At 67.3% G+C, this 23,765-nt stretch carries 22 protein-coding genes and 1 pseudogene; 15 read left to right on the forward strand and 8 right to left on the reverse strand.

The window, feature by feature from the left end:
* The first annotated feature begins 392 nt into the window (after positions 1-392).
* Positions 393-857 carry a very short patch repair endonuclease gene (locus ABIE67_RS18195; protein WP_370258596.1) on the forward strand — a complete coding sequence of 155 codons (465 nt, stop codon included), beginning with the start codon at positions 393-395 and terminating at the stop codon, positions 855-857.
* Here ABIE67_RS18195 and ABIE67_RS18200 read toward each other — a convergent pair.
* From ABIE67_RS18200 to ABIE67_RS18215, 4 genes are all read right to left on the reverse strand, one after another.
* The gene (locus tag ABIE67_RS18200) at positions 843-2,138 is read right to left on the reverse strand and encodes a DNA cytosine methyltransferase (protein ID WP_370258600.1); all 1,296 of its coding nucleotides are present in this window, start codon (positions 2,136-2,138) and stop codon (positions 843-845) included. The genes ABIE67_RS18195 and ABIE67_RS18200 overlap by 15 nt on opposite strands.
* A gap of 157 nt (positions 2,139-2,295) precedes the next feature.
* The gene (locus tag ABIE67_RS18205) at positions 2,296-4,101 is read right to left on the reverse strand and encodes a DEAD/DEAH box helicase (protein ID WP_370258603.1); all 1,806 of its coding nucleotides are present in this window, start codon (positions 4,099-4,101) and stop codon (positions 2,296-2,298) included.
* Entirely contained in the window at positions 4,098-5,531 is a 1,434-nt protein-coding gene (locus ABIE67_RS18210; protein WP_370258605.1) for a hypothetical protein, read from the reverse strand. The genes ABIE67_RS18205 and ABIE67_RS18210 overlap by 4 nt, the downstream gene beginning before the upstream one ends.
* A 58-nt stretch (positions 5,532-5,589) precedes the next feature.
* Positions 5,590-6,483 (reverse strand): hypothetical protein, encoded by an 894-nt coding sequence (locus tag ABIE67_RS18215; protein ID WP_370258607.1) that lies wholly within the window; start codon positions 6,481-6,483, stop codon positions 5,590-5,592.
* A gap of 445 nt (positions 6,484-6,928) precedes the next feature.
* On the opposite strand from ABIE67_RS18215, the gene ABIE67_RS18220 reads away from it, so the two are divergent.
* On the forward strand, positions 6,929-7,591 hold the full coding sequence (locus ABIE67_RS18220) for a hypothetical protein (protein ID WP_370258609.1): 663 nt from the start codon (positions 6,929-6,931) through the stop codon (positions 7,589-7,591).
* Between the two features lie 63 nt (positions 7,592-7,654).
* Here ABIE67_RS18220 and ABIE67_RS18225 read toward each other — a convergent pair whose 3' ends face one another.
* Positions 7,655-8,287, reverse strand: coding sequence for an ATP-binding protein (locus ABIE67_RS18225; RefSeq protein ID WP_370258611.1), 633 nt, complete (start codon positions 8,285-8,287; stop codon positions 7,655-7,657).
* Positions 8,288-8,508: 221 nt separating this feature from the next.
* Between ABIE67_RS18225 and ABIE67_RS18230 the strand changes: the two genes are divergently transcribed.
* The 12 genes from ABIE67_RS18230 to ABIE67_RS18285 all read left to right on the forward strand — a co-directional run bounded on the left by ABIE67_RS18230 (position 8,509) and on the right by ABIE67_RS18285 (position 18,947).
* Complete coding sequence (locus tag ABIE67_RS18230; protein ID WP_370258614.1) at positions 8,509-9,354, forward strand: helix-turn-helix domain-containing protein; 846 nt, start codon at positions 8,509-8,511, stop codon at positions 9,352-9,354.
* A complete protein-coding gene (locus ABIE67_RS18235) occupies positions 9,355-9,558 on the forward strand; it encodes a DUF397 domain-containing protein (protein ID WP_370258618.1) in 204 nt (67 codons plus the stop codon). It abuts the gene before it with no gap.
* Positions 9,559-9,853: 295 nt separating this feature from the next.
* Positions 9,854-10,081 carry a hypothetical protein gene (locus ABIE67_RS18240; RefSeq protein WP_370258620.1) on the forward strand — a complete coding sequence of 76 codons (228 nt, stop codon included), beginning with the start codon at positions 9,854-9,856 and terminating at the stop codon, positions 10,079-10,081.
* Positions 10,059-10,571 (forward strand): DUF6879 family protein, encoded by a 513-nt coding sequence (locus tag ABIE67_RS18245; RefSeq protein ID WP_370258623.1) that lies wholly within the window; start codon positions 10,059-10,061, stop codon positions 10,569-10,571. Before ABIE67_RS18240 ends, ABIE67_RS18245 begins: the two co-directional genes overlap by 23 nt.
* Positions 10,572-10,599: 28 nt before the next feature.
* The gene (locus ABIE67_RS18250; protein WP_370258625.1) at positions 10,600-11,448 is read left to right on the forward strand and encodes a helix-turn-helix domain-containing protein; all 849 of its coding nucleotides are present in this window, start codon (positions 10,600-10,602) and stop codon (positions 11,446-11,448) included.
* A 705-nt stretch (positions 11,449-12,153) separates the two neighbouring features.
* Positions 12,154-12,591, forward strand: coding sequence for a hypothetical protein (locus ABIE67_RS18255; protein ID WP_370258627.1), 438 nt, complete (start codon positions 12,154-12,156; stop codon positions 12,589-12,591).
* An 84-nt stretch (positions 12,592-12,675) separates the two neighbouring features.
* Positions 12,676-13,053, forward strand: coding sequence for a hypothetical protein (locus tag ABIE67_RS18260; protein ID WP_370258629.1), 378 nt, complete (start codon positions 12,676-12,678; stop codon positions 13,051-13,053).
* A gap of 14 nt (positions 13,054-13,067) precedes the next feature.
* On the forward strand, positions 13,068-13,655 hold the full coding sequence (locus ABIE67_RS18265) for a DUF5753 domain-containing protein (protein ID WP_370258631.1): 588 nt from the start codon (positions 13,068-13,070) through the stop codon (positions 13,653-13,655).
* Positions 13,656-14,081: 426 nt separating this feature from the next.
* Positions 14,082-14,330: a hypothetical protein gene (locus ABIE67_RS18270; protein WP_370258635.1), complete on the forward strand. Its 249-nt coding sequence runs from the start codon at positions 14,082-14,084 to the stop codon at positions 14,328-14,330.
* Between the two features lie 259 nt (positions 14,331-14,589).
* The gene (locus ABIE67_RS18275) at positions 14,590-15,348 is read left to right on the forward strand and encodes a hypothetical protein (RefSeq protein ID WP_370258637.1); all 759 of its coding nucleotides are present in this window, start codon (positions 14,590-14,592) and stop codon (positions 15,346-15,348) included.
* 152 nt (positions 15,349-15,500) lie between these two features.
* Complete coding sequence (locus ABIE67_RS18280) at positions 15,501-17,090, forward strand: ABC transporter substrate-binding protein (protein WP_370258640.1); 1,590 nt, start codon at positions 15,501-15,503, stop codon at positions 17,088-17,090.
* 6 nt (positions 17,091-17,096) lie between these two features.
* Positions 17,097-18,947 carry an ABC transporter permease subunit gene (locus ABIE67_RS18285; protein WP_370258642.1) on the forward strand — a complete coding sequence of 617 codons (1,851 nt, stop codon included), beginning with the start codon at positions 17,097-17,099 and terminating at the stop codon, positions 18,945-18,947.
* 484 nt (positions 18,948-19,431) lie between these two features.
* On the opposite strand, the pseudogene ABIE67_RS18290 reads toward ABIE67_RS18285, so the two are convergent.
* The 3 genes and pseudogenes from ABIE67_RS18290 to ABIE67_RS18300 form a co-directional block, all read right to left on the reverse strand.
* A pseudogene (locus ABIE67_RS18290) lies at positions 19,432-20,996 on the reverse strand (hypothetical protein).
* Positions 20,997-21,246: 250 nt separating this feature from the next.
* The gene (locus tag ABIE67_RS18295) at positions 21,247-21,684 is read right to left on the reverse strand and encodes a hypothetical protein (RefSeq protein ID WP_370258645.1); all 438 of its coding nucleotides are present in this window, start codon (positions 21,682-21,684) and stop codon (positions 21,247-21,249) included.
* Positions 21,677-23,062 carry a sigma-70 family RNA polymerase sigma factor gene (locus ABIE67_RS18300; RefSeq protein ID WP_370258646.1) on the reverse strand — a complete coding sequence of 462 codons (1,386 nt, stop codon included), beginning with the start codon at positions 23,060-23,062 and terminating at the stop codon, positions 21,677-21,679. Before ABIE67_RS18300 ends, ABIE67_RS18295 begins: the two co-directional genes overlap by 8 nt.
* 215 nt (positions 23,063-23,277) lie before the next feature.
* Between ABIE67_RS18300 and ABIE67_RS18305 the strand changes: the two genes are divergently transcribed.
* Positions 23,278-23,691 (forward strand): SsgA family sporulation/cell division regulator, encoded by a 414-nt coding sequence (locus ABIE67_RS18305; RefSeq protein ID WP_370258648.1) that lies wholly within the window; start codon positions 23,278-23,280, stop codon positions 23,689-23,691.
* The last annotated feature ends 74 nt before the right edge of the window (positions 23,692-23,765 follow it).

A 23,765-nucleotide genomic window follows, 5' to 3' on the forward strand; every position in this document is an offset into this window, starting at 1 on the left:
ACTGGCCGCTCAACCCACCCGGCGTGCCCCCAACCCTGGCCCACCGCGCAGCCAACCTCACCACCACCGACCTGGCCCACCGCCTTTCCGGGCCGCCCGCCCGCTTCTACCCCGTGCTGGAGCGGGCCGGGTCAAGGGTGGCCCGGAGGGCCCATCGGCGCAGCCGACGCGGAACGCAGCGCAGCGGAGTGAAGCGCCCTTGACGCGGCCCGCGGAGGCACGAGACTGCAAGGAAGCGGGCGGCCCAACAGCACCAGAAGACTCACGGCTGGACAGCCAAGCCTTCAACCGCACACCAACGTCATCGCTCGACTCGGGTCCCAGGATCGGTTGCCCCGCCCAACTGCCGACGCCAGTGCCCCTCAGCCGCGGACCCGACTACCCTCTGCGGTGTGTCCGAAGACCCCGTATGGGAAGCTCCAGAAGGTTCCTGGGCTTCGTCTGCAGCCCGCCGCCGGAACATGCAAGCGATCCGCAGCCGCGATACCGCCCCAGAGAGGCTGATCCGACGGCTAGTCCATGCACGAGGACTGCGTTATCGGGTCGCTGCCCGGCCGCTGCCGGACTTGCGTCGGACAGCGGATATGGTATTCCGTCCGGCAAAGGTGGCCGTATTCATCGACGGCTGCTACTGGCACGGCTGCCCCGAGCACTACGTCCCGCCGAAGACCAACCCGGGATACTGGTCAGCGAAGGTACTTCGGAACATGGAACGCGACCGCGACACGGACCAACGGCTCAGGGAAGCGGGATGGCTCGTACTCCGCTTCTGGGAGCACGAGCCATCAGACATCTGCGTAAGTAAGATCACAGAGGCTGTTATTGCGCGCCGAGATGCGGGATCACAGCCTTCCTGAAACAGGCAGCGTCATCTGCTCTGAATCAGCAGCGCAAACTTCCGTCTCTTCTCCATCCATCTCGTACCCCTTGAGCAATTCACCGCGCCGCTCCGGACGCAGCACGGCAGCAATTGCTCGTCCGACAGCTTCAGCCACCGGGGGCGGGAAAGCATTTCCGACTTGCCGATACCGGGCTGTTTTCAGCCCCTGGAATTTCCAGCCCGGCGGGAATCCCTGGATTGCGGCGGCTTGATCGACCGTCAGCATGGGGCCCGCAGGGCGAAAGATGTCCCGCTCTGGGTCACACTTTTCGGGATCGTTCGCGACACCCATTGCATCAACACCCAAGGCTTCCCAAGCACGCTTGGCTCTAGTTGGCCCGAGGTCAGCACCACCATGCTTCTTCGATCCGCCTACCAGTGTCGGCGCGATACCTCGCCCCGCTTCGGCCGCCTCAGTGGCCTTCCGTAGCCAATCCCGGTACACCTGCTTTCCAGTACGTTCACCGGCCCTAGCCCGCATCCCATACTGGTTCTTATCCCAGAATTCCCGGCATCGCGACTCCATGCTCTCAGCAAGCTCATCGACCACTGTCGCCTGCTTCCCGTGAATTCGAGTCGGCCATACAAATTCAACATCGGCCAACTTCAGAAAATCTTCATGGATCGCAACCAGGATGGCTCGGGGACGAAGTTGCGGGACGCCGAACCTACTTGCATCCACCCTGCGCCAGACTTTCCGCATGACCAAATCTTGCTTCTTGGCCGACCAATGACTACTAATTCCAGGGATTACATAGCCGAGCCCACGGAGTTCGCTCAGGATATCTCGACGATAGTCAATGAAAACCTCCGGAGGCTCCAAGATGCCGCGCACATTCTCAATCATGACAGCCTTGGGCATCAGGTCTCTAATGATCCTCAAAGCGTCCGGAAAAAGATCTCGCTCGTCATCTTTTCCGAGCCTTTTGCCTGCCAGGGAAAATGGAGGGCATGGGACGCCGCCGGCTAGGAGATCAAGCTGGCCCTCCTGAAGCCCCAAGCTTTTATGCATTTTGGATCCGAGGAATTCCCTCACATCCGTGGGTTCGAGCGCTTCGGTACGCGACTTATCCCAGCCGGGCCAGCCGCCCGCGTTCGCCGCGAGTGTCCGAACAGCATGCGGATCCCACTCAACGAGAGCCAAGTGGTCAAACCCGGCATTGTGTAGCCCAACGGCTTGCCCGCCGGCCCCGGCACAGATCTCCAAAGAGGTCAGTGGCGGGGTGAACTGCGGACGCTGGCGACCGCTGGGGCGCATGGCGCTCCTTCCGGGATTGACTCAAAACCGATCTCAAGTGTCCCAGACGCCCTGATCACCTACGGCCTCTTAGACACTCGACACTGGAGTCTCCCATTACTCCGCACTGCCGCCCGTGTCCGGGTGTGCGGCCAGAGGTGAGTCACCCACCTCAGCTCTAGCTCCTGCCCATGTGACGCAACAAGGCCTCCATATCGCTCGGTGCTAGGCCGGCTGCCACGGACGGCTCTTCCTCCAGGTCAGCAAGCTGCTGCACCGTGGGGTCGTCAAGGATCCGGCCCATGAACTCCAGCTTCTGGTCCAGCCGTACCTCGACCACTTCATCAATGGTGTTACGGGCCGCGAGAACCGTGACCCGCGTGTCCGTGCCAGGGGCAAGACCGAGACGGTGGATGCGATCAAGACTTTGGAGAAAGCGGCCGGCCATGAAGTCGCGGTCCACGTACACGGCGTCATGACATACGTGATGCAGGCTGATGCCCTCCCCCAGAGTCGCCGGGTTGGAGATCAGGACCATGCAGCTGGGGTCCTCACGGAAGCGCCGTAGCTGCTCATCCCGGTCCGGTGTGCCGCCGTGCACCACCGCCGGGCTGTACTTCTCCAGCATTTGCGCCACGGTTGTCAGGCTGCGTACAAAGGTCGTCCAGACAAGCGTCTTCCGGCCTTGCGCTGCGTTCTCGGCAACAATGGCCACTGCTTCCTTGTATTTGGGCGACAGCTCATGGTCAGGCAGTCTCTGCATGAGCGAGTACAGCGAAGTGCCCTCAGGAATCTCCAGCGGGGGCAACTGGTAGACCAGCGGCTCGTAGCGGCTGGCCCCTTCCACGAGAAGAGCAGGGCTCGTCGCGGCCATCAGGAGGCGCAGCGCCGTCTTACCGAGAGAACTGAGATCTTCGCGGGCGGCGCCACTGCTCATACCTCCTACCAGCGAGCTGTAGATCTCGGCGTGCAGATCCGGCATGTCGACGTACCGCATGCGCAATCTCATCGGCGGCAGACCAAGCTCCTGCTTGGTCGTCCTGGTGAACAACGGCCTGAGCACCGCGCTCGCATGGGCAAGGTTGCCTCCCGCGACCGCCCTGGTCACCGTGCGCTGCCCGTGACCAGGCCAGACGAAGCCCATCAGGTTCTCCAGGTCCTTGGAACCGTTCGGGGCCGGCGTTCCGGTCAGGATCAGCCGTCGTTGCGCGAGCGGGCCCAGCGCCATGCACGCGGCGCCATACGTACCTCGGGCGCCGAGCTTCATCCGGTGGGCCTCGTCGAGGATGATCATCGAAGGGGCGGCCTTCAGCCAGTTCGCGAGCAGCGGCAGCGACCGGTCCAGCCGCTCGTAATTGACAATGAGGACCTCTGCCCACTGGTCCAGAGAGCCGTCTAGCACATGGGTGCGCAGTGGGTAGCTGAAGCAGACCGCGGTCTCGTAACGCCAGGACTCATAAGCCGACTTAGGACAGACAACCAGCAGTCGACTAGCGCCGCCCTGAGCGCGCTGTGCAGCGTACACAGCGAGCGCCACTCGGGTCTTCCCGGCTCCGGGCACGCTGAAGTTCGCCCCGTGCCCCAGTGAAAGCAGCTTGGCAATATCCCGCCGTTGGAACGTGTTGAGATCAGCCTGCCAGGTGTCTCCGAGCAGACTCAGCACGTCGTCGGCGGCGACTTCCGCCGGGGCCCCTGAGCCAGCCAACCGCTCCTCAACCAGCCGGGCGTCCCGAACCACGCCAGCCACGAGATTCCGAAGCTCGGGCGCCCACTCAACGCCTACGGGATGGGGCCAGCCCCCCAGGACGGTCAGGTCCGCGAGGAGCTCGTCCAGGGCCACCGAGGCCGAAAGAGGGCCGAGCTGGCCGCCGGTACGGAACCGAGCGGCCAGCTGAACGAGGTCCTGCCGGTACTGATCGGTGGTCCGGAGGACCACACGAGTACGCGTGTCATCGAACCCCAGGTGCAGGGACGTTTCCGTCACCGGGAGCCCTCCAGGGTGGCGGCGGCGAGGAGCCAGGAGACGCCGTCGCCAGGGTTCGGCATCCCACGTCCCGCCTGCTGAGCGAGCTTGCGCAGACTGGCCTGAAGTTTGAGCACCGCCTCGTCGAAGGCCTCTTCATCCAGGCTGTTCGAAGTACGTGCCTGCACCAGCTCGATGACGCACTGATCGATGTTGGCGCAGGCGTCCGCGAGCCTGGCCGGCGCGAGTTGCTTGCGCTTGCGGACCCGACCGTCACGGGTATGACTGTCGATCGCCTCGTCAAACGCCTTCTTCGCCTCGTCAAGCAGCGCCTGAGCCTGGGCCTTCTCAGAGTCGGAAATTCCCACCGTCGTGTTGCGGACGGTGGCCGCCGCACGCAGGAGGCGGTCGTTCAGAGCGCGTGCTGCAGACACGCCGGAGGGAGCCGCCGGCACGTCCAGGCCGAGGCCGGGGATGGAGACGGATTCGGCCTGCCGAGCCGTTCCGCTGTTCGCGAGTTCCTCCGGCAGCGTCTTCCCGAGATAGCCCTCCTCCAGGAACACCTCATCGATGTGACGCACATCCGTCTTCGAGAATTCCAGCAGGATCGCGGCGAGACGCCACTCCTTAAGGATCTCGGCCTGGTCCCGGTCGAGACTCTCCAACTTCACGTACAAGCGCTGGAGTTCCTTCAGACGCTCCTGCGCTCCCTCCCAGTCGACCAGCCTCAGCGCGACGCCCCCGCCACTCGCGCTGCGGTCGTTGAGCTCCTTGATCACGCTGAGGATCCACCGCTCCTGGTGATACGTCGCGGTCCGGATCCGGAACTCCTTGGCGATCTGCTCAGGCGTCCGGCCAAGCGCCGCCTGCTCCTCCATGGCGAGCAGCCGATTGATGTACGAGTAGTCGCGACGCTGGTCCTGGCGAAGCTGAAGTGCCAGTTCTACAGCGTCGACATCGGCCTGCGTGAAAGAGGGGGGAAGCACACCCACACGCATCGACTGCTTGCCGAGCTCCCGCAGGGCGACGGCGCGCGTGTTGCCGTTCACCAACACGCCGTGGTGAGTAACCAGGCCGGGGTCGTTCTGGCCGAACTGGTTCAGGTCGTCCTTCAGCTTGTCGAAGTCGGGGTCCCTGAGGTCCGGATTAGAAGGCCGGGCCTTGAGCAATCCGGTCAGGTACTCCTGGCCGGCCTCACCGAAGGGGTCCTTGTCCAGGTTTCGATCCTGGTCCGGCCTGTGGGTGCGCTGGGCGCGAATCCGGTGGGTACCGGGGTTGAGGTAGAGACCGCTCAACGGCAGATCGACGACGTCAACGTGGATCTGCTGCCCGTTCCAGTCGACGGTGACGGTCTCCCGGGTGCCTCCGGCAGCCCTCACCTCCTCCAGCCTCTTCTTGATCAGCTCACTGAACTCGTCCGCGCGCGGCGGCGGCGGGAATTCCCGCAGCATGACTCTTCCCGTCCATTTCTGTTGCCGGTCCTGTCCTTCTTGTCCTGCCGGTCACCCGTCAGCCGGTGATGTCCTTGATGGCCTGGGCCACCTCGGCACGCGACTCCTGAGGGAGGGTCCGGTAAATCCCCCAGACCTTCTCGATCGGGCTGAACGAACGCTGGTCGGCGTCGATCCACTTGGCGAAGAGGCGCTGCTCCAGAGGCGAAAGCGCCTCCACGAGTTCCAGCAGAGCGCCCAGGTCGACCTCCCGGTCAGGGCCTCCCCCGGTCCCGCACCTCTTGCACTCAGTGACGAGCTGGAATTCCGCCGCATCACCGTCATTGGAGTGAAGAATCCGACGCCGGGAGACGTTGAGCTTGGCAAGCTCGATCCCGCCGCCGTCCTCGTACGCCTCGCCGGCACCGACACCACACGACCGACAGAGGTAGTTGTCGTCGTGGAGAACCTTGGCCCGCTGGGCAGCCGTGAGACTGGCCTTGTGCTTCGGCGTCTTCGACCTGCCGGGGATCCAGACGTCCGCCCCCCTGGTCACGAACCGCTGTTCCTGCTGCAACAGGGAGGGATCGTCGCGGCTGGTGTCGATCTTCCAGCCGTGATCCCTCAGGTCACGGAGCCTGCGGTCGATCTGCGCTACGTCCGGGAACGCCTCGCGCAGCTGCGCCTTGGTGAAGATGTTGCCCTCTTCGACCTCAGCGAGCAGCCACAGCGCAGCTCGCACCATGCTCCCGTACTTCCTGTCCTGATACGACGGGATTTCTTCCACTAAAGCCTCCGCGAACTGGTGCCACCCAGGCACCTCGCCAGTTTCGGAGTGTGCAAGTACTGCTACAGACAGCACTTGCGTAAACTCCGCGTTCCCCCCGCTCCTCAGCGGCTCATTCAAAAGCACACACCATGACGCGGAGGAAAGTCCAGCCCCTTCCAGCTTGCTCAGGTAAAGCAAGTACACGGGGTGCATTGCTCGGCAAATAGCAAGTTCGCTCGGCAGAAGGCAAGGAAACACGGGTGTCGCAGCGGAGCATGTCGGGCACAATTGCCGAATGTCAGACCCACTTTGAGGGCTTGACTCCACGGGACATCCACGCAGCTCAGGACGTTGGGGGCGGAACCGCATGACATCAGGAGACGGCCGGTCGCGAACACGCGGATGGTTGGACAAAGAACTTCCCGAGGATGGCCGCCGTCCACGGAAGCGGGAACTCGCACTGGCTCTCCGGCCCTTGTTCTGCCTACTGAATACGGAAGAACCAGGAGGTTCAGGAGATAGGCCGCTTACGCTGACAGAAGCCGCGGAACGCCTGCACAGCAACCCGACCTCTGTGTCACGCTTCGCAAGTCTCGACCCCAGGGTTCCCAGTCCGGTCTTCATTGAGGACTTGCACAAAGCAGCCTGTGTGTCTGCCGCCGCCAGCGGCCGAATCGTCGGCATCACTCTTGACGATCTGCAAACCCTGCGTGCCCTCGCCGAGGCCGAGACGAGAGGGCGCTGCCAGAACTGCGCGGGGCTGGGCAGGCGAATCGATTCACTCAATCAGCAGCTCAGCACACCTTGCCCGTCATGCGAAGCTCGCGAGCGCCAACTCGTGGCTGACGCCGCCCAGCTGCGGGCACTCAAGGGCGAGGTCGCTGCTATGCGGGCGGCAGTACAGGAGATGGAGACCACCGAAGCCGGCCTACGGGCACGTCTGGCCATGGCCAAAGCTTCAAGGACTCCGCTGCCGGTCCCCCCTCGGCGGGGGGACCGGCAGCGGAGCGAGAAAGAAAGGGCCGTGGCGCGGCAGCTGGCGGCACAGGCGGGGGAGCTGGACGGCACCGGAAATGAAGAATCGGCTCTCATCCTTCTCCGGCACGGCACCACGGAGCTGCTGAGTCCGTCAGAGACCGCGCTGGTCATGATGGAGTTGAGACAGCAAGAGCGAGATCACCTGGCTGACGACCTGATCCACGTATATGGCCGAGATCAGGAGGACCGGCACGTCATGGCCGTTGCGCTGGAGTTGCATGAAGAGGGCGCGGTGAACGATGCCGGCGCCATACTGCGCGCGGCTCTTAAGTGACGTGCCGGCGGAAGCCCTGCCACGTCCGCGGTAGCGTCGGCGCCGACAGGGCATCGTCAAAGTTCAGGCAGCGTCGGCTTCAGCCTCGTAGTACATCTGCGCGAGGTCCAGGAAATCGTCCGGGTCATGACCGCGCGCGTTGCTCCAGTGGAGAAGGTCCGCGATCAGTTCAACCGCTGCCTCGTCAAGGCCGGTCTCTCGTCGTCCGCTCGGGAGGCCGGCACCACTCCTGGCCGTCTGGTAGCGCTCAAGCGCCTCGGCTGCTCGCTCAATTCGTCGGCACGCACGACCGCCACCGGTCGGGATCTCACACCAGACTGCCTTTCCCGCTGCGGTCAGGACCGCTCCCCACTCCACGGCCAGTGCCGCCACCAGATGGAGACCACGACCACACTCGGCGTCACTGCCCTCCGGGTTCGGTGTCGGCATCGCCCGGCTCTTGTCGTGCACTTCAATGCGAAGCCGCTCGCCGCACCACTCAAGGACCAGGGTCGCTGAAGCTCGCTCACCAACATGCTTTACGACGTTCGTAGCCAGCTCCGTGACAAGCAACTGCGCTTCGTCGGCAGCCACGGGTGTGCCCCACTGACTGAGCTGCACCACGGCCCTTCGCCGAAGCTGGTGCACCTCCGCCGGCACCGCCTCGAAAGGCAGCACGCATCGGAGCCGGGGCTCGACGACTGGATAGTCGGACATATGGCCGCTCCTCCCTCCCAGAGCCACGCGCGTGCTGCGCCCGCCGTATCCATACGGCTGCACTGCGTAGCGATCCGTAGACGAGCATGGCATAGAGAAGTCTCGCTGTGTAACTTCTCACGAGAACCCATCGGGTGAATCTGATGGTGAGGCGACTTCCGCAGTGCCTAGCCTGATGGAGATCTCCGGGCCAGCCGCCCGGCCCATGGCGAAGGAGCCACATGCCTGAACGGACCACGACCCGCCGCCGTCAACTGGGCGCGATGATGCGCAAGTTGAGGGCCCGCAAGGGACTGACCCTTGAAGAGGCTGGGCAGCTTGTCGGCGTCTCCAAGGCGACTGTAAGTAGGTATGAAACCCAGGCCGGGCCGGTCAAGTGGATCGTCATTGACGCACTGTGCCGGGAGTACGGAGCGACCGAGGCCGAACGAAAGGCAGTTGTCGGTCTGGCGAAGGACGCGAAGCAACAGGGCTGGTGGAGCTCCTTCGCCGACTCCATCCCGGAGAGCATGAACTTGCTGCTCACGCTTGAGGACGAGGCCGTTCGCGAAGGTCACTTCTCCTGCGTCTACGTTCCCGGCCTCTTGCAGACACGCGCCTACAGCACGGCACTTCAGAAGGCCAACGAAGTGCCGCTCGGGCCTGCGGAGATCGAGCGGCTCGTCGACATCCGCATGAAGCGGCAGGAGATCCTCAACCGCCCAAAACCGCTGCACTTGTGGGCGATCCTTGACGAGTCTGTGATTCGCCGTGTCGTCGGGTCGCCCGAGACGATGAAGGAACAGCTCGACCGTCTGCTTGAGGCTAACGAGTCACCCCACATCACGCTTCAGATCCTGCCGTTCTCCAAAGGAGCCCACGCCGCGGCGCTTGGGAGTTTCGTCATCATCGGCGGGCCGGAGCCAGCCCTTGACGTGGTGTACGTCGACTTCCATGCCGGCTCCCTCTTCCTGGAGAAGGACGAAGAACTGGAGCGATACAGACTTGCGTTCGAGTACCTGCGGGCACAAGCGTTGGACATGGAGGCGTCCTCCGCCATGATCCATTGCGCCCGCAAGGAGCTGTGAATGCCCGATACAACTCAGCCCGTCTCCGAGCTCGTCTGGTTCAAGTCGTCGTACAGCGGTGGCAACACGACGGAGTGTGTTGAAACGGCCGTCACCCGGTCCGGCGTGCTGGTGCGGGACTCCAAGCTGCCGAAGCGCGCACACATCATGCTGTCGGCGGGGGCATGGTCCAGCTTCTTGGCAGTCATATGCGGCTCCGCCTGACGAGCCCCTCGTCAGGACCCGAGATTGTGCCAGGTGAGCACCTAATACCAGGCAGCCGTAGAAACCCTCTGTGTGTTGGGCACAAAGACCAATCTGAAGGCAAAGACCCGTCGCACAGACGAGTTGGCCACGGTCGACAGTGGCGCGGCAAGGCCGCCAACAGGCCCCGTCCGCGCCGATCCTGACAGTCTCAGCGCAGTCTCATCCTGGCAAGTTCTGGCAAGCTCCTGTCCCCCAAGACCGCCCGACGGCAAGCTCAGGCATACGGATCATCACCCACGACGGAGGTGGCCTCATGGCCCTGCGCAAGCTCGGCAAAGACCCGGAGAGCCCGAGCGGTGGCTCCCCGACGGTGTACCTGGACGAGGAGAAGGACACGTATCTCGTGCAGGGCTGGAAGGTTCTGGAGGACGAGCGACTGGGTCAGATGGACATCCCCGGCCATGAATCCGTAGTGGAGATTCCGCGCCGCATGGTCCAGTTCTTCTTGGAGGTACAGCGTGACGACCGTTCCGACGTTTGAGGAGTTGTTCCGCGACTGCCGTGAGTCAGCGGTGCACCTCGAGATGCGCGACTCCTATATGAAGTCGGACCCGGCCTACGTCGACTGGGCGGCCGGCCTCACCATCGACCCCGCGCAGAGGTGGGGCGACTGGCTGGACCTGGTCTCCGAGGCGACAGGGCGAGGCGTGAAGGTCCGCCGTGCCCGCATCGTGTCCGAGCCTGTGAGCAGGTACATCCGGTTCGAGCATGAAGTGACGAAGGGACTGAACATAGCCGCGGGGGAAGAGGTGCGCTGGCTGCCACGGCGGCAGGCCACCGCCATCGCCCTGCCGGGCAACGACTTCTGGCTCTTCGACTCGGCCTTGTTGCTGGTGAACCACTTCGACGGCGAGGGCGAGTGGCTGGAGCCATCCACCAGCACAGATCCTCAGGAGATCAAGCTGTGCGGGAGCGCTTTTGAGGCGGTCTGGGAGGTGGGAATCCCGCACAGCGACTACCAGCTCGCTTGATCGGCAGGAATAGGGTCAGCGTCACACCATGTCGTCCCCCTCCTCCAGCGTTCAGGCAGCCCGCAAGGCTCTCGGCCAACGTCTGCGCGAGATCCGGCTCGATGCCGGGTTGAGCGCGCGGGCGTTGGCCACGCTAGCGGGGTGGCATGAATCCAAGTGCTCTCGGTACGAGAGCGGGGCTCGCAGCCCTTCTGAAGCGGATCTGCGGGCGTGGGCACAGCTCTGCGGTGTGCCACACCTTGCCGACGATCTCGTGACAACTGCCCGTGGCATCGACGGCATGTACGTCGAGTGGCGACGTATGGAGCGGTCCGGACTGCGTCACGCTCAAGAGGCGGTCGTGCCACTGTGGGAACGCACCCGCCGCTTCCGCATCTACTCGTCCTGGCTCATCCCTGGCCCCGTTCAGACGGCGCCTTACATTGAGGCCCTGCTGCGGTCGATCCGCGATCGTCGACAGTTGGCCGACGACGTGGAAGAAGCCGTCCGCGTCCGCATTGCCAAGCAACACGTGGTCCACGAAGGCAACCACAGCTTCGCCATCGTGCTGGAGGAAGCCGCCCTGCGGTACCGCATCGGTGGTCCCGAGGTCATGGCGGGACAACTGGGCCACCTGCTCACCGCTGCCTCGCTCCCATCGGTTTCCCTCGGGATCATCCCGCTGAGCACCGACCGGTCCCACATCTGGCCCGTGGAGGGTTTCTTCCTGTACGACGCCGAGGTGACGAACGTCGAGTTGGTCTCCGCGCATCTCACTGTCACGCAGAGCCACGAGATCAATCTCTACGCGCAGACCTTCGCGGAGCTCTCCGAGTTGGCTGTCTATGGATCCAAGGCCCGGGAGCTGATCACCTCGGCGATCGACTCACTCGGGTGATTCCCGGCAAGTTCTGGCACGTTCGTTGAGGCCGCATAGGAGCGGTTCCTAGCGTGATTCACACGATGGGCCTGGTGATTCCCGGCGCATGAGCAGCGCACATCCGAATTCACCACGCCCGTATCAGGATCGCGAACCGGAGGTGGCTACGTGTGCCCAGCCCTCGATGTGGGTGAACTCGTCTACGACACGACACGGGACCGTGTTGGCGAGGTCAAGGACTGCCGGGCGGGAGTGGTCGTGCTGCGGCCCTCGGGCGGGGGCCCCGCGTGGGAGGCCACGCCGGGGGAACTACAGCCCGCAAACGCCAACGATCGCCTCCGGGCACGCGTGAACGAGATGAACGCGATGCAGCTCTAATTGGCCGCACGTTCCGTTTGGCGCTTTGTTCCGCTGAGCTTGCAGCGACCACGCTCGCAGCTCGCAACGTCATGAATTCCATTGCCGTTGCCCCCGTATCCAGACCGCGCGTGAAGCGGAACGGGTCGGCCTGCGGCACTGCGTAGACAGATTCGCCGCGTCACACCGCGGGGCGTCAGACCCCTCTCCCCGAGCACGACAGGCATTCGGCACTCAGGGAGAGGTCTACCCGAAAGTCCTCCATCTGTGAGGTGAAGCCTTGCTCTCCACAACCCCGTCACGCCCCGAGCCCTGCGCGGGCAGGACCGCGTCCAGGAACGAAGCCAGGGCGAAGGGAGCCACGCGATGACAACGTCCGTCGTCACGGCAACGCGCACTGGCCGCTCGCTCGTCACCGACACCGAGTTCGACACCCTCGCCGCGTTCTGCGCCGACGAGTACGGTCTTGAGCGCTGCGTCGCCGACCGGGTCCTCGACCAAGCCCTCGCGCTCGTCTACGTCATGGGCACGACCCGCTCGGGAGCCGCCATGGCACCGTCCCAGCAGGTCGACCCCGGTTGGCACACGCTGATCCTGCACACCGACTGGTACGCCAATTGGTGCCAGGAGCGGTTCGGTTACTTCCTCCACCACCAGCCCAACAGCAAGACCCGCACGCGAGGCCTGATGACCGACGTCGTGCAGCGGATCCGTGCGGCCGGTTTCGGCGTCGACGAGCGGCTGTGGGGCACCGCTGCCGAATGCAACCCGCCCGCTTGCTGCGGCGATGGCCCTTGCTGCTGATCACCTTCACCTCCGCCCCCACCAGGGCGGGCCGGCTCCCCCGGGCCGGCCCGCCCGTCTCTGGCCAGAAATGGACACCAGGCTGTGCCGCTGACCGAACTGACCGCCACCGGCCGCGTGACCCTCTTCCCCCTCGAAGGTCTTCCTGTCGCCTATACGACGCAGTCCAGCGACGAGCGCGGCCTGGGCGACATCGGGCTTGTCACCATCGTGGACGAACACAGCGACGGCGAGGAGCTGTGGCAACTGGCCCGCGATCTCGGTGGACGTAACAACGGGCAGGATCAGGCCCGTTGGATTCTCACTCAGGCGGGCCGCGCTCGAATGGTGAGATCCTCGGCAAACGGCGATCTGGAAGACGTCACATGGACAGCGCACGTGCGTCGGCACCTCGAACTCGACACGTTGTACGCGAACCACGAGGTTTTGATGACCGGCCGCATCACATGGGCGGGCGACTGAACAAGGGAGTTCGAATGAGGTTGGAACCGGCGCCCGATGCAAATGACGTGCAAAGTGAGCTCGCCCTGCTGGAAAGGGATGCCGCACGCCTGCGGTATTTCCTTCCCGCGATTCCCACCGGACTGATCCAGACGCCCGAGTACATGCGGCAGGTGATGACACGGACATCGCCCATCGTCGGCAGGGATGTTGAGCAAGTGATCGCGCGGAAGCTGGAACGTCAGGCCGTCCTCGGCGACCTCGACAAACGGTTCGAGTTTCTGCTCACCGAGTCTGCGATCCGGTGGCAGCTGTGCGAGGCAGCCGTCATGGCCCGGCAGGTCGAGCACCTCGTGTCCCTCTCTCATCGCTCGAACATCGATATCAAGGTGCTTCCACTGACGGGCCGGGTCTCCGAGGTTCCGTTCAACACGTTCACGTTGTACGACGCCAGCCTCGCCACATTGGAGGTGTTCACCGGGCGGGTGGTGCTGCGCGAGGCGATGGACATTGCCCAGTACGACCGGATCTTCGGCTCCCTTGCAGAGCACGCGTGCGTCGCGGACGTGGCGAGGCGCCTGCTTGCCGAGTGGGCGGAGCCTTTCGACAGCCGCCGTAGTTGATCGGGTCGGGAATGGCCGGATGGACTGCCCGGGTGACGAAAGTCGCTGAGCTGACACCACGAACTCGCCCTCCATGAGAAGGCGTTCCACGCCTCACGCAGTGCAGCGCGTCACGAGGACCCGCCAAGGAATTGATCAGCAAGGCCCTGGCCTTCTGGAGCGGGGCGTGACGGGGTCGTCGGCCTCGCGGCGCGGTCTCGTCGACGTGTGAGCGGCAGTCAGGCAGAGCTGATGCGTCCTCACCCGATGGGGTGTGCTCCCTGACTTGTGCCGCCTTTCGGGGGAGGCGGCAGCAGCTGATTGAGCCTCATGGGCGTGGCCCGTATGGCAGTCCCGATGAGCGCTGAGGGAGATATCGGATTAGCCTCCGAAATGAGCGCAATAAGGATCTTTAGGTGTGCGCTCTACTCGCCCCGAGGAGGAGAAATGCGCAAGCTTCAGAAGGCCGCTGTTGCGGCCACGATGGTCGGGACCCTGAGCCTCATAGCCACCGGCACCGCGAGCGCCCAGCCCGCGTACGACGACCACGGTCACGGGCACTGCCACTCTCACGACCTGGACGTCAGCATTCTCGGCCAGGTCGGGCTGCTCAACGGCCTTGCGGGCAACTTGGCCAATGGTGAGGGCCACCCGGGCGCGCAGTACCAACACGTCGGCGGCGGTTGCCACCACTGAGCAACATGGATCCGTCACGTAGTTGACCGAATGGGGACCCGGCGCCTGGGCCATGAGCCTGGCGCCGGGTCCTGTTTGTGCGCCCAAGTGGAGATGCCAGTCCTCGAAGGTGTCGACAGCGACGACCAAAGTCGCAGCGTCCTGGACCATCGGCCGATGACAGGGCGTACGGACGCTTGTCAGGCTCGGTGCTACGCCATACCAGCGACCGGCGACCTGAGCGAGAGCGGAGAGCGGCAGCGACATGAGGGCGGGGGACATGCGGGATACAGGGGGAGCAAGGAATGCAGGGGACGCGAGCAGTGCTGGGGATCTCCGCTGGGAGAAGGGCGATGCGGTCGGCGGCAAAGGCAGCACCTCGCTCGCCGAGTCCGCCTGGGTTCTGACGCTCTTTTGCACGGTCTGCGGGGCCGGCATCGGCTGGCTCGTCACCCTCCTCGCCGACTGGCTTGTGGCGCTGTCCTGGGCACCCTTGCAGGGACCGGCCAAGCTCGTGACGTCCGTGCCGGAGCCCTGGCTGACCATCGGGGGCATCGCGGTGGGTGCCGTTCTGGGGCTGGCGGTCGGGTTCGTCGCCGTGCACGAGTCGCTGTCGGTGAGGGTTTCGGCCGACTGTGTGGCCCTCGGCGTTCGGGGCTCCTCGCAGGAGTTCGGGCGGGACGAAATCGCCCTGGCGGTACGGGACGGCAGGCAGCTCGTACTGCTGGGGCCGGACGGCATGGAGATCGCCCGGGAGGACTGCGGCCTCCCCTGGGAACGGCTGGCCGATGCGTTCGCCGAGCATGGTCACCGCTGGGCGGACGAGGATCCGCATCGGGAGGAATTCCGGCGCTGGGTTCCTGGGACGCCCGGTCTGCCCGAGGGCGCCGACGCGTTGCTGACGGCTCGTGCGGCCGCGCGGAAGAAGGAGGGGGACACCGAGGACGCCCGGGAGCTGCGACAGGAGTTGCTGAGGCTCGGCGTTGTCGTACGGGACAAGAAGAAGCGGCAGTACTGGCGTATGCCTGTGCGGTCCTGACGGCGCGACATCATGGCGATGTGACGTGGTGTGGGGTGACCGGGAGACTTGTCCGGGTCTCAGTGGTTGAGATTTCATCAACCGGGTGGAGAATTGGTAAGGCTTGCCTTATAAGCTGACGCGGCCCCCCGCCGACGCACGACAGGACCACCATGCGCACCACCCGCACTACCCGCAGCACTACCCGCAGCACTATCCGCACTACCCACACCACCGGCGCCACCCCGCGAAGACTCCTCGCGGCCCTCGCGCTCGCCCCGCTGCTGACCGGCTGCTTCGTCTCGTCGAGTGAGGGCAGTTCGGACGCGGAAGGCGTGGCAGGATCGGGCGGTCGCCTGCGGGTTGCCCTCGCGGTGCCGCCGGTGCAGGCCCTGTCGCCGTACAGCAACGACGCCACCGTGCTGAGCAAGCTGTCCGTGGCCGAAGGCCTCACCGCGCTGGACGAGGACGGGGCCGCCGCGCCGGCCCTCGCGAAGTCCTGGACGCGGAAGAACGCCACCACCTGGACCTTCGAACTGCGCAAGGCCACCTTCCAGGACGGCACGGACGTCACCGCCGAGTCCGTCGTCAACGCGCTCGACCAGGCGGGCGACGCCGAGACCAAGCCCCGTGTCCTCAGCGACGTGACGCTGACCGCCAAGGCCGTGGACGCCGACACCGTCACCATCAGCACGACGGCCGCCGACCCGGTGCTCCCGCTGCGGCTCGCCAGCCCCGCGCTGGGCATCCTCGCTCCGAAGGCGTACGCGAAGGACGGGACCGTCAGCCCGGTCGGCACCGGTACCGGTGCCTTCGAGATCACGAAGCTCTCCGGGAAGACCAAGGCCACGCTCGACCGCTTCGACGGGTACTGGGGCGGCAAGGCCAAGGCGCCCGGCATCGATGTGACCTGGATCGCGGACGGCACCGCCCGCGCCAACGCCCTGCGCGGCGGCGATGTCGACATCGCCGAGTGGATCCCCACCGCCCAGGCGGGGTTGCTGAACGAGGACACCCGGCATGAAGTGCCTTCCGTGCGGACCGACAGTCTCGTTCTCAACACCGGGAGCGGCATCTTCACGGACGCCTCGCTCCGTTCGGCCGCCCGTGAGGCCGTGGACGGTTCCGCGCTCGTCGACTCGGTCTTCGGCGGGTACGCCGACCCCGCGGAGGGTCTGTTCGGACCCGCGGTCTCCTGGGCGGCCGACAAGCGGGTGGAGGTGAGCGGGCGCGCCTCGGCCGCTACCACCGCCGACGTCAAGGCGAAGGCCAAGGGGAAGACGCTGCGGCTCGCCACCTACACCAACCGCGCCGAGCTGCCCGAAGCCGCGACCGTCCTGCAACAGCAGCTGGAGAAGGCCGGATTCACGGTGAAGCAGGACGTCCGCGAGTACACGCAGATGGAGGCCGACCTCCTCGCGGGCAAGTACGACGCGCTCGTCTTCTCCCGGGTGACCCTCCTCGACACCGGCGACGCGGTCGCCTACCTCGCCAGTGACTACATGAGCGACGGCGTCTACAACATCGCGGGCCTGAAGGACTCCAAGGTCGACCGGGCCATCAAGTCCGCCGCCGGGGAAGGCGATACGGACAAGCGGCAGCGGAAGATCATGGAGGCCGAGGCGGAGATCCTGCGCACGGACGCCGTGGTGCCGTTGGTCCACGAGAAGGTCGTGCAGGGCATCAGCACCGATGTCGAGGGTGTGCTCCTCGACCCCCGCGAACGCTCCCTGGTCGACGTCGACACGACTGTGAAGCAGTAGCCGCGGATGAGTGTCTTGGCGGGCGGGGCCGGCGTCCGTTCGGTGCGGTGGCCCACCGTGGCCGGCCGTGTCGTCGCCGGGTCCGCGCTGCTCACGGCCGTCGCCCTGCTGCCCTGGCTGTCGGGGACCGACCCTGCGCTGACGGTTCTGCGGGCCCGCTCCGCCGACCAGGATCCGACTCCGGCGCAACTGGCCGCCGTACGGGACCAACTGGGCCTGGACAAAGGGCCGTTCACGCATCTCGCACACTGGTTGGGCGGGCTGCCGCGCGGTGACGCGGGGAGTTCCTGGGTGTCGGGCGAAGCGGTTCTGCCGCAGGTCACGACCGCCTTCGCGGTGTCCGTGACGCTGATGCTCGGCGCGCTCGTGGTCACGCTCGCGGTGGCGGGGCTGGTCTGCGCCCGCACCCTGTTCCTCGGCTCCCGGCGGCGGCTGCGCCGGGCGCGGGCGGGCACCGGGGCCGCCGTCCTCGCCGCGCTGCCCAAGTTCCTGCTCGCCTCGCTGCTCGCCACGGTGTGCGGGGTGTGGCTGGAGTGGTTCCCGTCGAGTGGGTGGGAGGGACCGTCGTCGATGGTGCTGCCCGCGCTCGCCCTGGGCGTGCCGTCGGGAGCGATGATCGGCGGACTGCTCGACCAGTCGCTGCCCGGCGCCTTCCGGGAGCCTTGGGCCCGGACCTGGTACGCCTTCGGGTTCTCGTCCGGCGCCGTCGCCCGCAACGCCGTACGCCGCACGCTGGCCGGTGTGCTCCCGCAGCTCCTGCCGACCGTCGTGGCGCTGGTCGGCGGCGCGGTCGCGGTGGAGAAGATCTTCAACATTCCGGGGCTCGGCCGACTGGCCCTGGACGCGGCCATCGCCCAGGATCTCCCGCCATTGCAGACCGCCACGCTGGCCCTCGTCCTGCTCGGTGTCATCGCCGGGATGCTCATCCAGGCTCTGCGGCGCACGCTCCTCGGCCCCGCCCTGCGGGATGGCGCCCTGACCACCCCGCCCCCGGCGGCCCTCGCGCGAGGGCGCTCCACTCGCTGGATCGCCGGGTTCTGTGCCGTCGTACTGCTGGCCCTGGTCGCGGCGGGGCTGTTGCGCGATCCCCTGCAGGTGGACACGGCCGCCCGGCTCCTGCCGCCTTCCGGCGCACACCCGTTGGGCACGGACGCGCTCGGCCGTGACCTGCTGGCCCGGCTGGGCCACGGGGCGCTGCGTACGGCGAGTGTGGCCCTCGCGGTGACGGCGGTCAGCGTGCTCGTCGGGCTGCTGCTCGGCAGTGCGGCACGGGTGAGCGCGGGCCTGACGGAGGTGGCCTCGACGCTGCCGGCCGTTCTCGCCGGACTTCTGACCACGGCGGTGACCGGGCCGTCGGTGTGGGGTGCCGCGCTCGCGGTGTGCCTGGTCGGCTGGACGCCGTACGCCGCCCAGGCCGCGGCGCTGCTCGAAGAGGAACGGGCGAGTGGTCACATGCTGGCGTCGGTCTCGTTCGGCGCCGGCCCGCTGTACCTGATGCGCCACCACTACCTGCCAGCGGTTCTGCCCGCCGTCCTGCGCAACGCCCTGCTGCGGCTGCCCACCGCGGTTCTGGTGCTGGCCTCCCTCGGTTTCCTCGGGCTGGGCGAGCAGCCGCCCACTCCGGAGTGGGGGCGGCTGCTGTCGGAGAACCAGCCGTACGTCGAACTGGCGCCCTGGACCGTGCTCGGGCCGGCCTGCGCGCTCGTCCTGCTCTCCGTTCTCGCGGTGTCCGGTACGGCGTCGGGGCGCGGGATTCGAGGGAGTCGTGCAGGTTGGGCGCCGCGTGCGCACAGCGGTTCGAGGCCTGTCGCACGGGCTGAGAGGATGACGCGGACCGCAGCGAAAGAAGGGGGATGAGCATGACCGTGCTCGTTCTGGTCGGCGTTCTCCTGCTCGCCGTCGGAGGGTGCGTCTGTGTCGTTTGGGCGTCGCGCGGCGCCCCGCGCTGGGTGTGTGTGGTGGCCACGGTGACCCTGGCAGCGGGCGCAGTGGTGCGATGGTCGGGGCGTTCCGGGCGGGGGTCAAGCTCCAGCTCGGACTCGGACGACTGATGTCGTAGGGCTGTCGGACTCGGGCGACTGAAGCCTTGCGGTCGGTCGCCGGCCGTACGGCTGGTCGCGGGTCGCACGGTGGTCGCGGGTCGTACGGTGGTCGCGGGTCGTACGGTGGTCGCGGGTCGTACGGTGGTCGCGGGTCGTACGGTGGTCGCGGGCCGTACGGTGGTCGCGGGCCGTACGGTGGTCGCGGGCCGTACGGCTGGTCGCCCGGCCGCGAGGCGAACGCGGGCCGCGCCGAGGGGCGTTGATGGACGCGACCCACGTGAGGTCAGCCGGTCAGTAGGTCAGCCGGTCGTCCTTCTCGGCGGGCTCACTGTCGCCGCTCCCGCGCCCTTCCCCTCGCCGTTGGCCTTCCACTCACCCTTGCCCTCCGTCAGAAGCCACTCGTGGTGCAGGGCCCCCAGCGGGATCTTCGTCTGGAAGAGGGGCGTGCCGAATATGGTCAGTTGCAGCTGGAGAGAGCCGGTGAGGTCCACGCCGCCGTACAGGGCGTAGGCGCCGCTGCCGAGCCGGTGCCGTCGGCGGAACCCTCGGCCGACACGTCGGCGCGGGCGCGGACGTAGGGGCCAGGTCCGCGGTGACGCCGACGGTGCCGTAGAGGCCTACGGTGGCCTCGGCACCCAGCGCGGCCTTGACATCGCCGGCCGCCGTCACCGAGGCCTTGAGCGGTTCGCCCGTCATGTCGGACTCGCTGACGGGGGTCCAGCCCTTGGCCCAGGAGAAGGTGCCGCCGACGCGGAAGTCGCCCTTGAGGTCCTGTTCGACGTCGACGGTGACCCGGCCGTCCGCGTCCACCTGGATGTAGCAGGTCAGGTCCAGGTTGACGACGACGGGGATCGGTCCGACCTGGATCACCGGGTCGGCGTGGAGCTCGGCGAAGGGGATGCGGATCGGCTGTCCGTCGGTCGAGCCGGCCGCGCGGCCCTTCAGGGACCACTGGGAGGCCCAGTCGCCGGACAGGCCCAGGAAGGCGCCGCCCGGCGAGGCACCCGTGCCGGTGCCGGTGCCGGTGCCCTTGTCGGTCTCGGTGCCGGCACCGTCGTAGGAGAACGCGACCTCAGGGGCGAGCTGGACAAAGCCCTCCACCGACGCGGCCGCCGACGCCGGGGCGCCCTCCGCCGTGGCGACCGCCGCGCCCACGTCGATCCGCAGGGTGCCCAGCGGGAGTTTCGCGCCTTCGGGGCCGAAACGGAGGCCTCCGGTCTTCGCCCCGGAGACCTTCACGCCCTTCACGAGCGGCTCGACCTCGATGGCCGACGGGTCCACCGGGACCGTGCCTTCGGCCGTGCTCGCGCCGAGCACGGAGTTGAGCTTCGCCGGTTCCGTCTCGACCGTCGTGTCACCGTCCTCCGTGGCGCCTACGACCTGCGTGACCTCGGCAGCCACCGTCGGGGGCGCCGGGGGCGGGGGCGGGGGCGATGATGTCGCCGACGGCGACCGGGGGTTGGGCCGAGGGGCCGGCCTGAGGACCGGATGAGGGACTGACTCGGGGGTCGGACGAGGGACTGGCCGAGGGCTCGGTGGTCGGATGGGCAGGCGGTTTCGCGCCGGACGGCGCCGAGATGACGGCCCGTCCGCTCTTCCTGTCGTACGAGGCGACCTTGAGGGAGGACTTCTTCGCCGTGCCTCCCTCATCTGCGTCGGCCACGGCGGTGAGGGTGGCCGCACCGGACGGGGCCGACACGACGGCGAGTTGCTCCTGGACCGCGGCGGCCTCGGGGCTCTCGGCCGCCGTCGTGGTCGACGTTTCGGTGGTGGCCGGTGAGCCGGCGGAGCAGCCGGTGATGAGCACGGCCGCGATGGTGGCTGCCGACAGCAGGGCATGCCTCTTGAGCTTGGGTCTGTGCACGCGTGTTCCTCGGGAGCGATGTATGGGGGTGCGCTTCAGGAGGTGACGGGCGGGGAGCAGGCGTGCCGCGCCGCGGAAGGGCGTATCGAGGCATGCCGGTCTACGGAGGCATGCCGATACGGCCGTTCCGGCACTGTGCGCAGACTGTGGTTACCCCCAGTAGTCATGCATGAGCATGCCAGCACCACGTGGACAGCAGCCGCTTTCTTTTCGCGCGATCGTGGTGACGTGGGCCACACCGAGCTGTCGGTCAGTACGCGCAGTCGTCGCCGGGTTCCTCGGGAGTGGGCTGCGGGGTGGGGGCGGGGTCGGGAGTGGGGTCCGTCGTCTCCGGAGGAGTGGGGGCCTCCGGGCCACCCGGAGCCTGTGGGGGCTCCAGGACCTCGTCAACCGGCCCCGGCTCTGCGGGAGTTGGCGTCGACGGCTCCGGCGTGGGCGCGGGTGACGGCGTTGCGGGGACCTCGGCCTCCGGAGCCTCCGGAGCCCCGGGATGCGGCACCTCCTGCACCGGCGTCTCCGGCTGCTCCTCCACCGGTTCGGCCGGTGCGGGGACGGCCGGGCCCTCGCTTCCCGGCGTCGTTTCGGGCTGCGGGGGCGTGTCCTCCGCCGGGGGCTCGGTCACCGGCTCGGCGGGGCTCGGTGCGGGCTCATAGGCGGCCGGCGGTTCCTCGCCCGGCAGCTCAACCACGACCCCCGGACCGGGCTCTACCACCGGACCGGGCTCTACCCCCCGGAGCGGGCTCTACCCCCGGACCGGGCTCTACCACCGGAGCGGGCTCTACCACCGGACCAGGCTCGACCACCGGCCCAGGCTCAGCCTCAACCACCGGCCCAGGCTCAGCGCCCGGCTCAACGCCATCCCCCGACTCAGCCGCAGCCCCCGTCCCCGCCGCATCCGAACCATCGACGTCGGCAGGCAGAACGTCAGCCCCACCAACCGCCCAGCGCTGCTCGGCCTGCTTCACCTCGGGTGTCCCGGCCAACCCCCCTGGGTCTCCCGGCACCCGCTCCCCCACCCCCGCCCCCTCCGACGGCCGCGCCACCGGCGCCTCCGCCAGCGGCACCCGCGGCGAGGTGGGCGTCGGGGCGGAGCCGCCGCCCGTGCCCAGTGCGAGGACCATCGCGAGGGCCATGCCCGTGACCGTCGCACCGGCCGCGACGGCGGCGGGCACCTTCGCACCGCCGGCCCCGCCGCCGGTCACCGCTTGGCGGACGCCGTGCAGCACGCCGCCGAGCTGGCCGCTCAGGGCGGCCGTGGCGCCGGCGGATCCGGCGGCCAGCGGCAGCAGGAACTTGCCCGCGCCGCCCACGGCGAAGACCAGCAGGGCCGGGCCGACGAACGCGGGCAGCCGGTCGTTGGCGCGCATGAGTACCGCGAGCCGGCCGCGGCAGTCGTCGCAGGCGTCCACGTGGGCGAGCAGACGTTCCGACTGGCGGGGCGTCGCATTGCCGCGCACGTAGGCCGGCATGCGCACCCAGTGGACCTCGCACGCGGGGTCGTCGGGGGCGCCGGTCTGGTTGCGCAGGAAGGCCTGGCGCATGCCCTCGCGGGCACGGTGGAGCAGTACGGCGGTCGCGCCCTGCTTGGCGCCGATGCGCTGACCGACCGTCTCCAGCGGCTGCCCCTCGGCCTCCGCGAGCCACAGGGCCTGCACCCAGCGTTCGGGCAGTTGGCCCAGCACCCGCACCAAGAGGTCGACCGAGGAGACCTGTTCGGCCGGGTCCGCCATGCCCTCGGCGTGGGTGGCGACGTCCGCCCGCTCGGCGGCCTGCGGGTCGTGCGGGGCCTCGCGCGTATCGCCGCCGGCCGTCGCCGCCAGGTGCCGCACCGTCGTCATCAGGTACGCCGGTACGTTCTCGATCTCATGCCCCGCCGACAGCCGCCGCCAGACGCGGAAGTGCGCCTCGGCGACCAGGTCCTCGGCGGCCCAGGAGTTGTTGCGGGTGAGCGAGCGCGCGAACGCGACCAGGCGCGGCTGCTGTTCCTCGTAGATACGGGCGTACGAGGCGGTGGTGGACACGGGAGGGGTCGCCTGGGCGGGCACCTTGGCGGAACCGTCGGACATGGCTGGAACGCTCCGGTTGCCTGCTGGGCTGATGGGCGCGGACGAGTTTGTCAGCGTAGATGACTAAAATCTCAAGTAAATGGTTCGGGTGAGTTAGATCACAGGCGAGGGCGGTGTTTCGGCGTAATCAGCAGGGCTGCCGCGCGGTCGAGAAGGCACACCGAGTCCAGTCCGGCAGTAGACACCGACCACGGAGAAGACGGAGAAGACCGTCCATGCGCACCACATTTGAGCAGCCCGTTCGCGCCCGCCTCGTCACCCCCGACTTCCCGGAGCTTCCGATACGCCCCACGCTTCGCTACCGCGCCGCCGAACCCTTCGCCGTGCACATCGACTTCCCGGCGCATGTCTCGGCCGACGAGGAGGGGGTGACATGGACGTTCGCCCGCTCGCTGCTGGAGGAGGGGCTCGACGCGGCGGCCGGGCTCGGGGACGTACGCATACGGCCGTACGGCCGGTACCGCACGGTCGTGGAGTTCCACGCGCCGCACGGCATGGCCGCGATCCGTTTCGGGACGGCTACTCTTCGGCGGTTTCTGCTGCGGTCGTACGGCGTCGTCGAGCCGGGGAGTGAGGAGCTGGGGCCGGAACTCGACCACGGCCTCATGTCCCTGCTCGACGAGGTCTGAGGGTCTGTCGGTCAGCCGTTCGGTCAGACGGTCGGTCAGCCGGTCGGTCAGACGGCAGGTGAGACGGTCGCTCG

Source organism: Streptomyces sp. V4I8 (assembly GCF_041261225.1).
Lineage (GTDB): Bacteria > Actinomycetota > Actinomycetes > Streptomycetales > Streptomycetaceae > Streptomyces.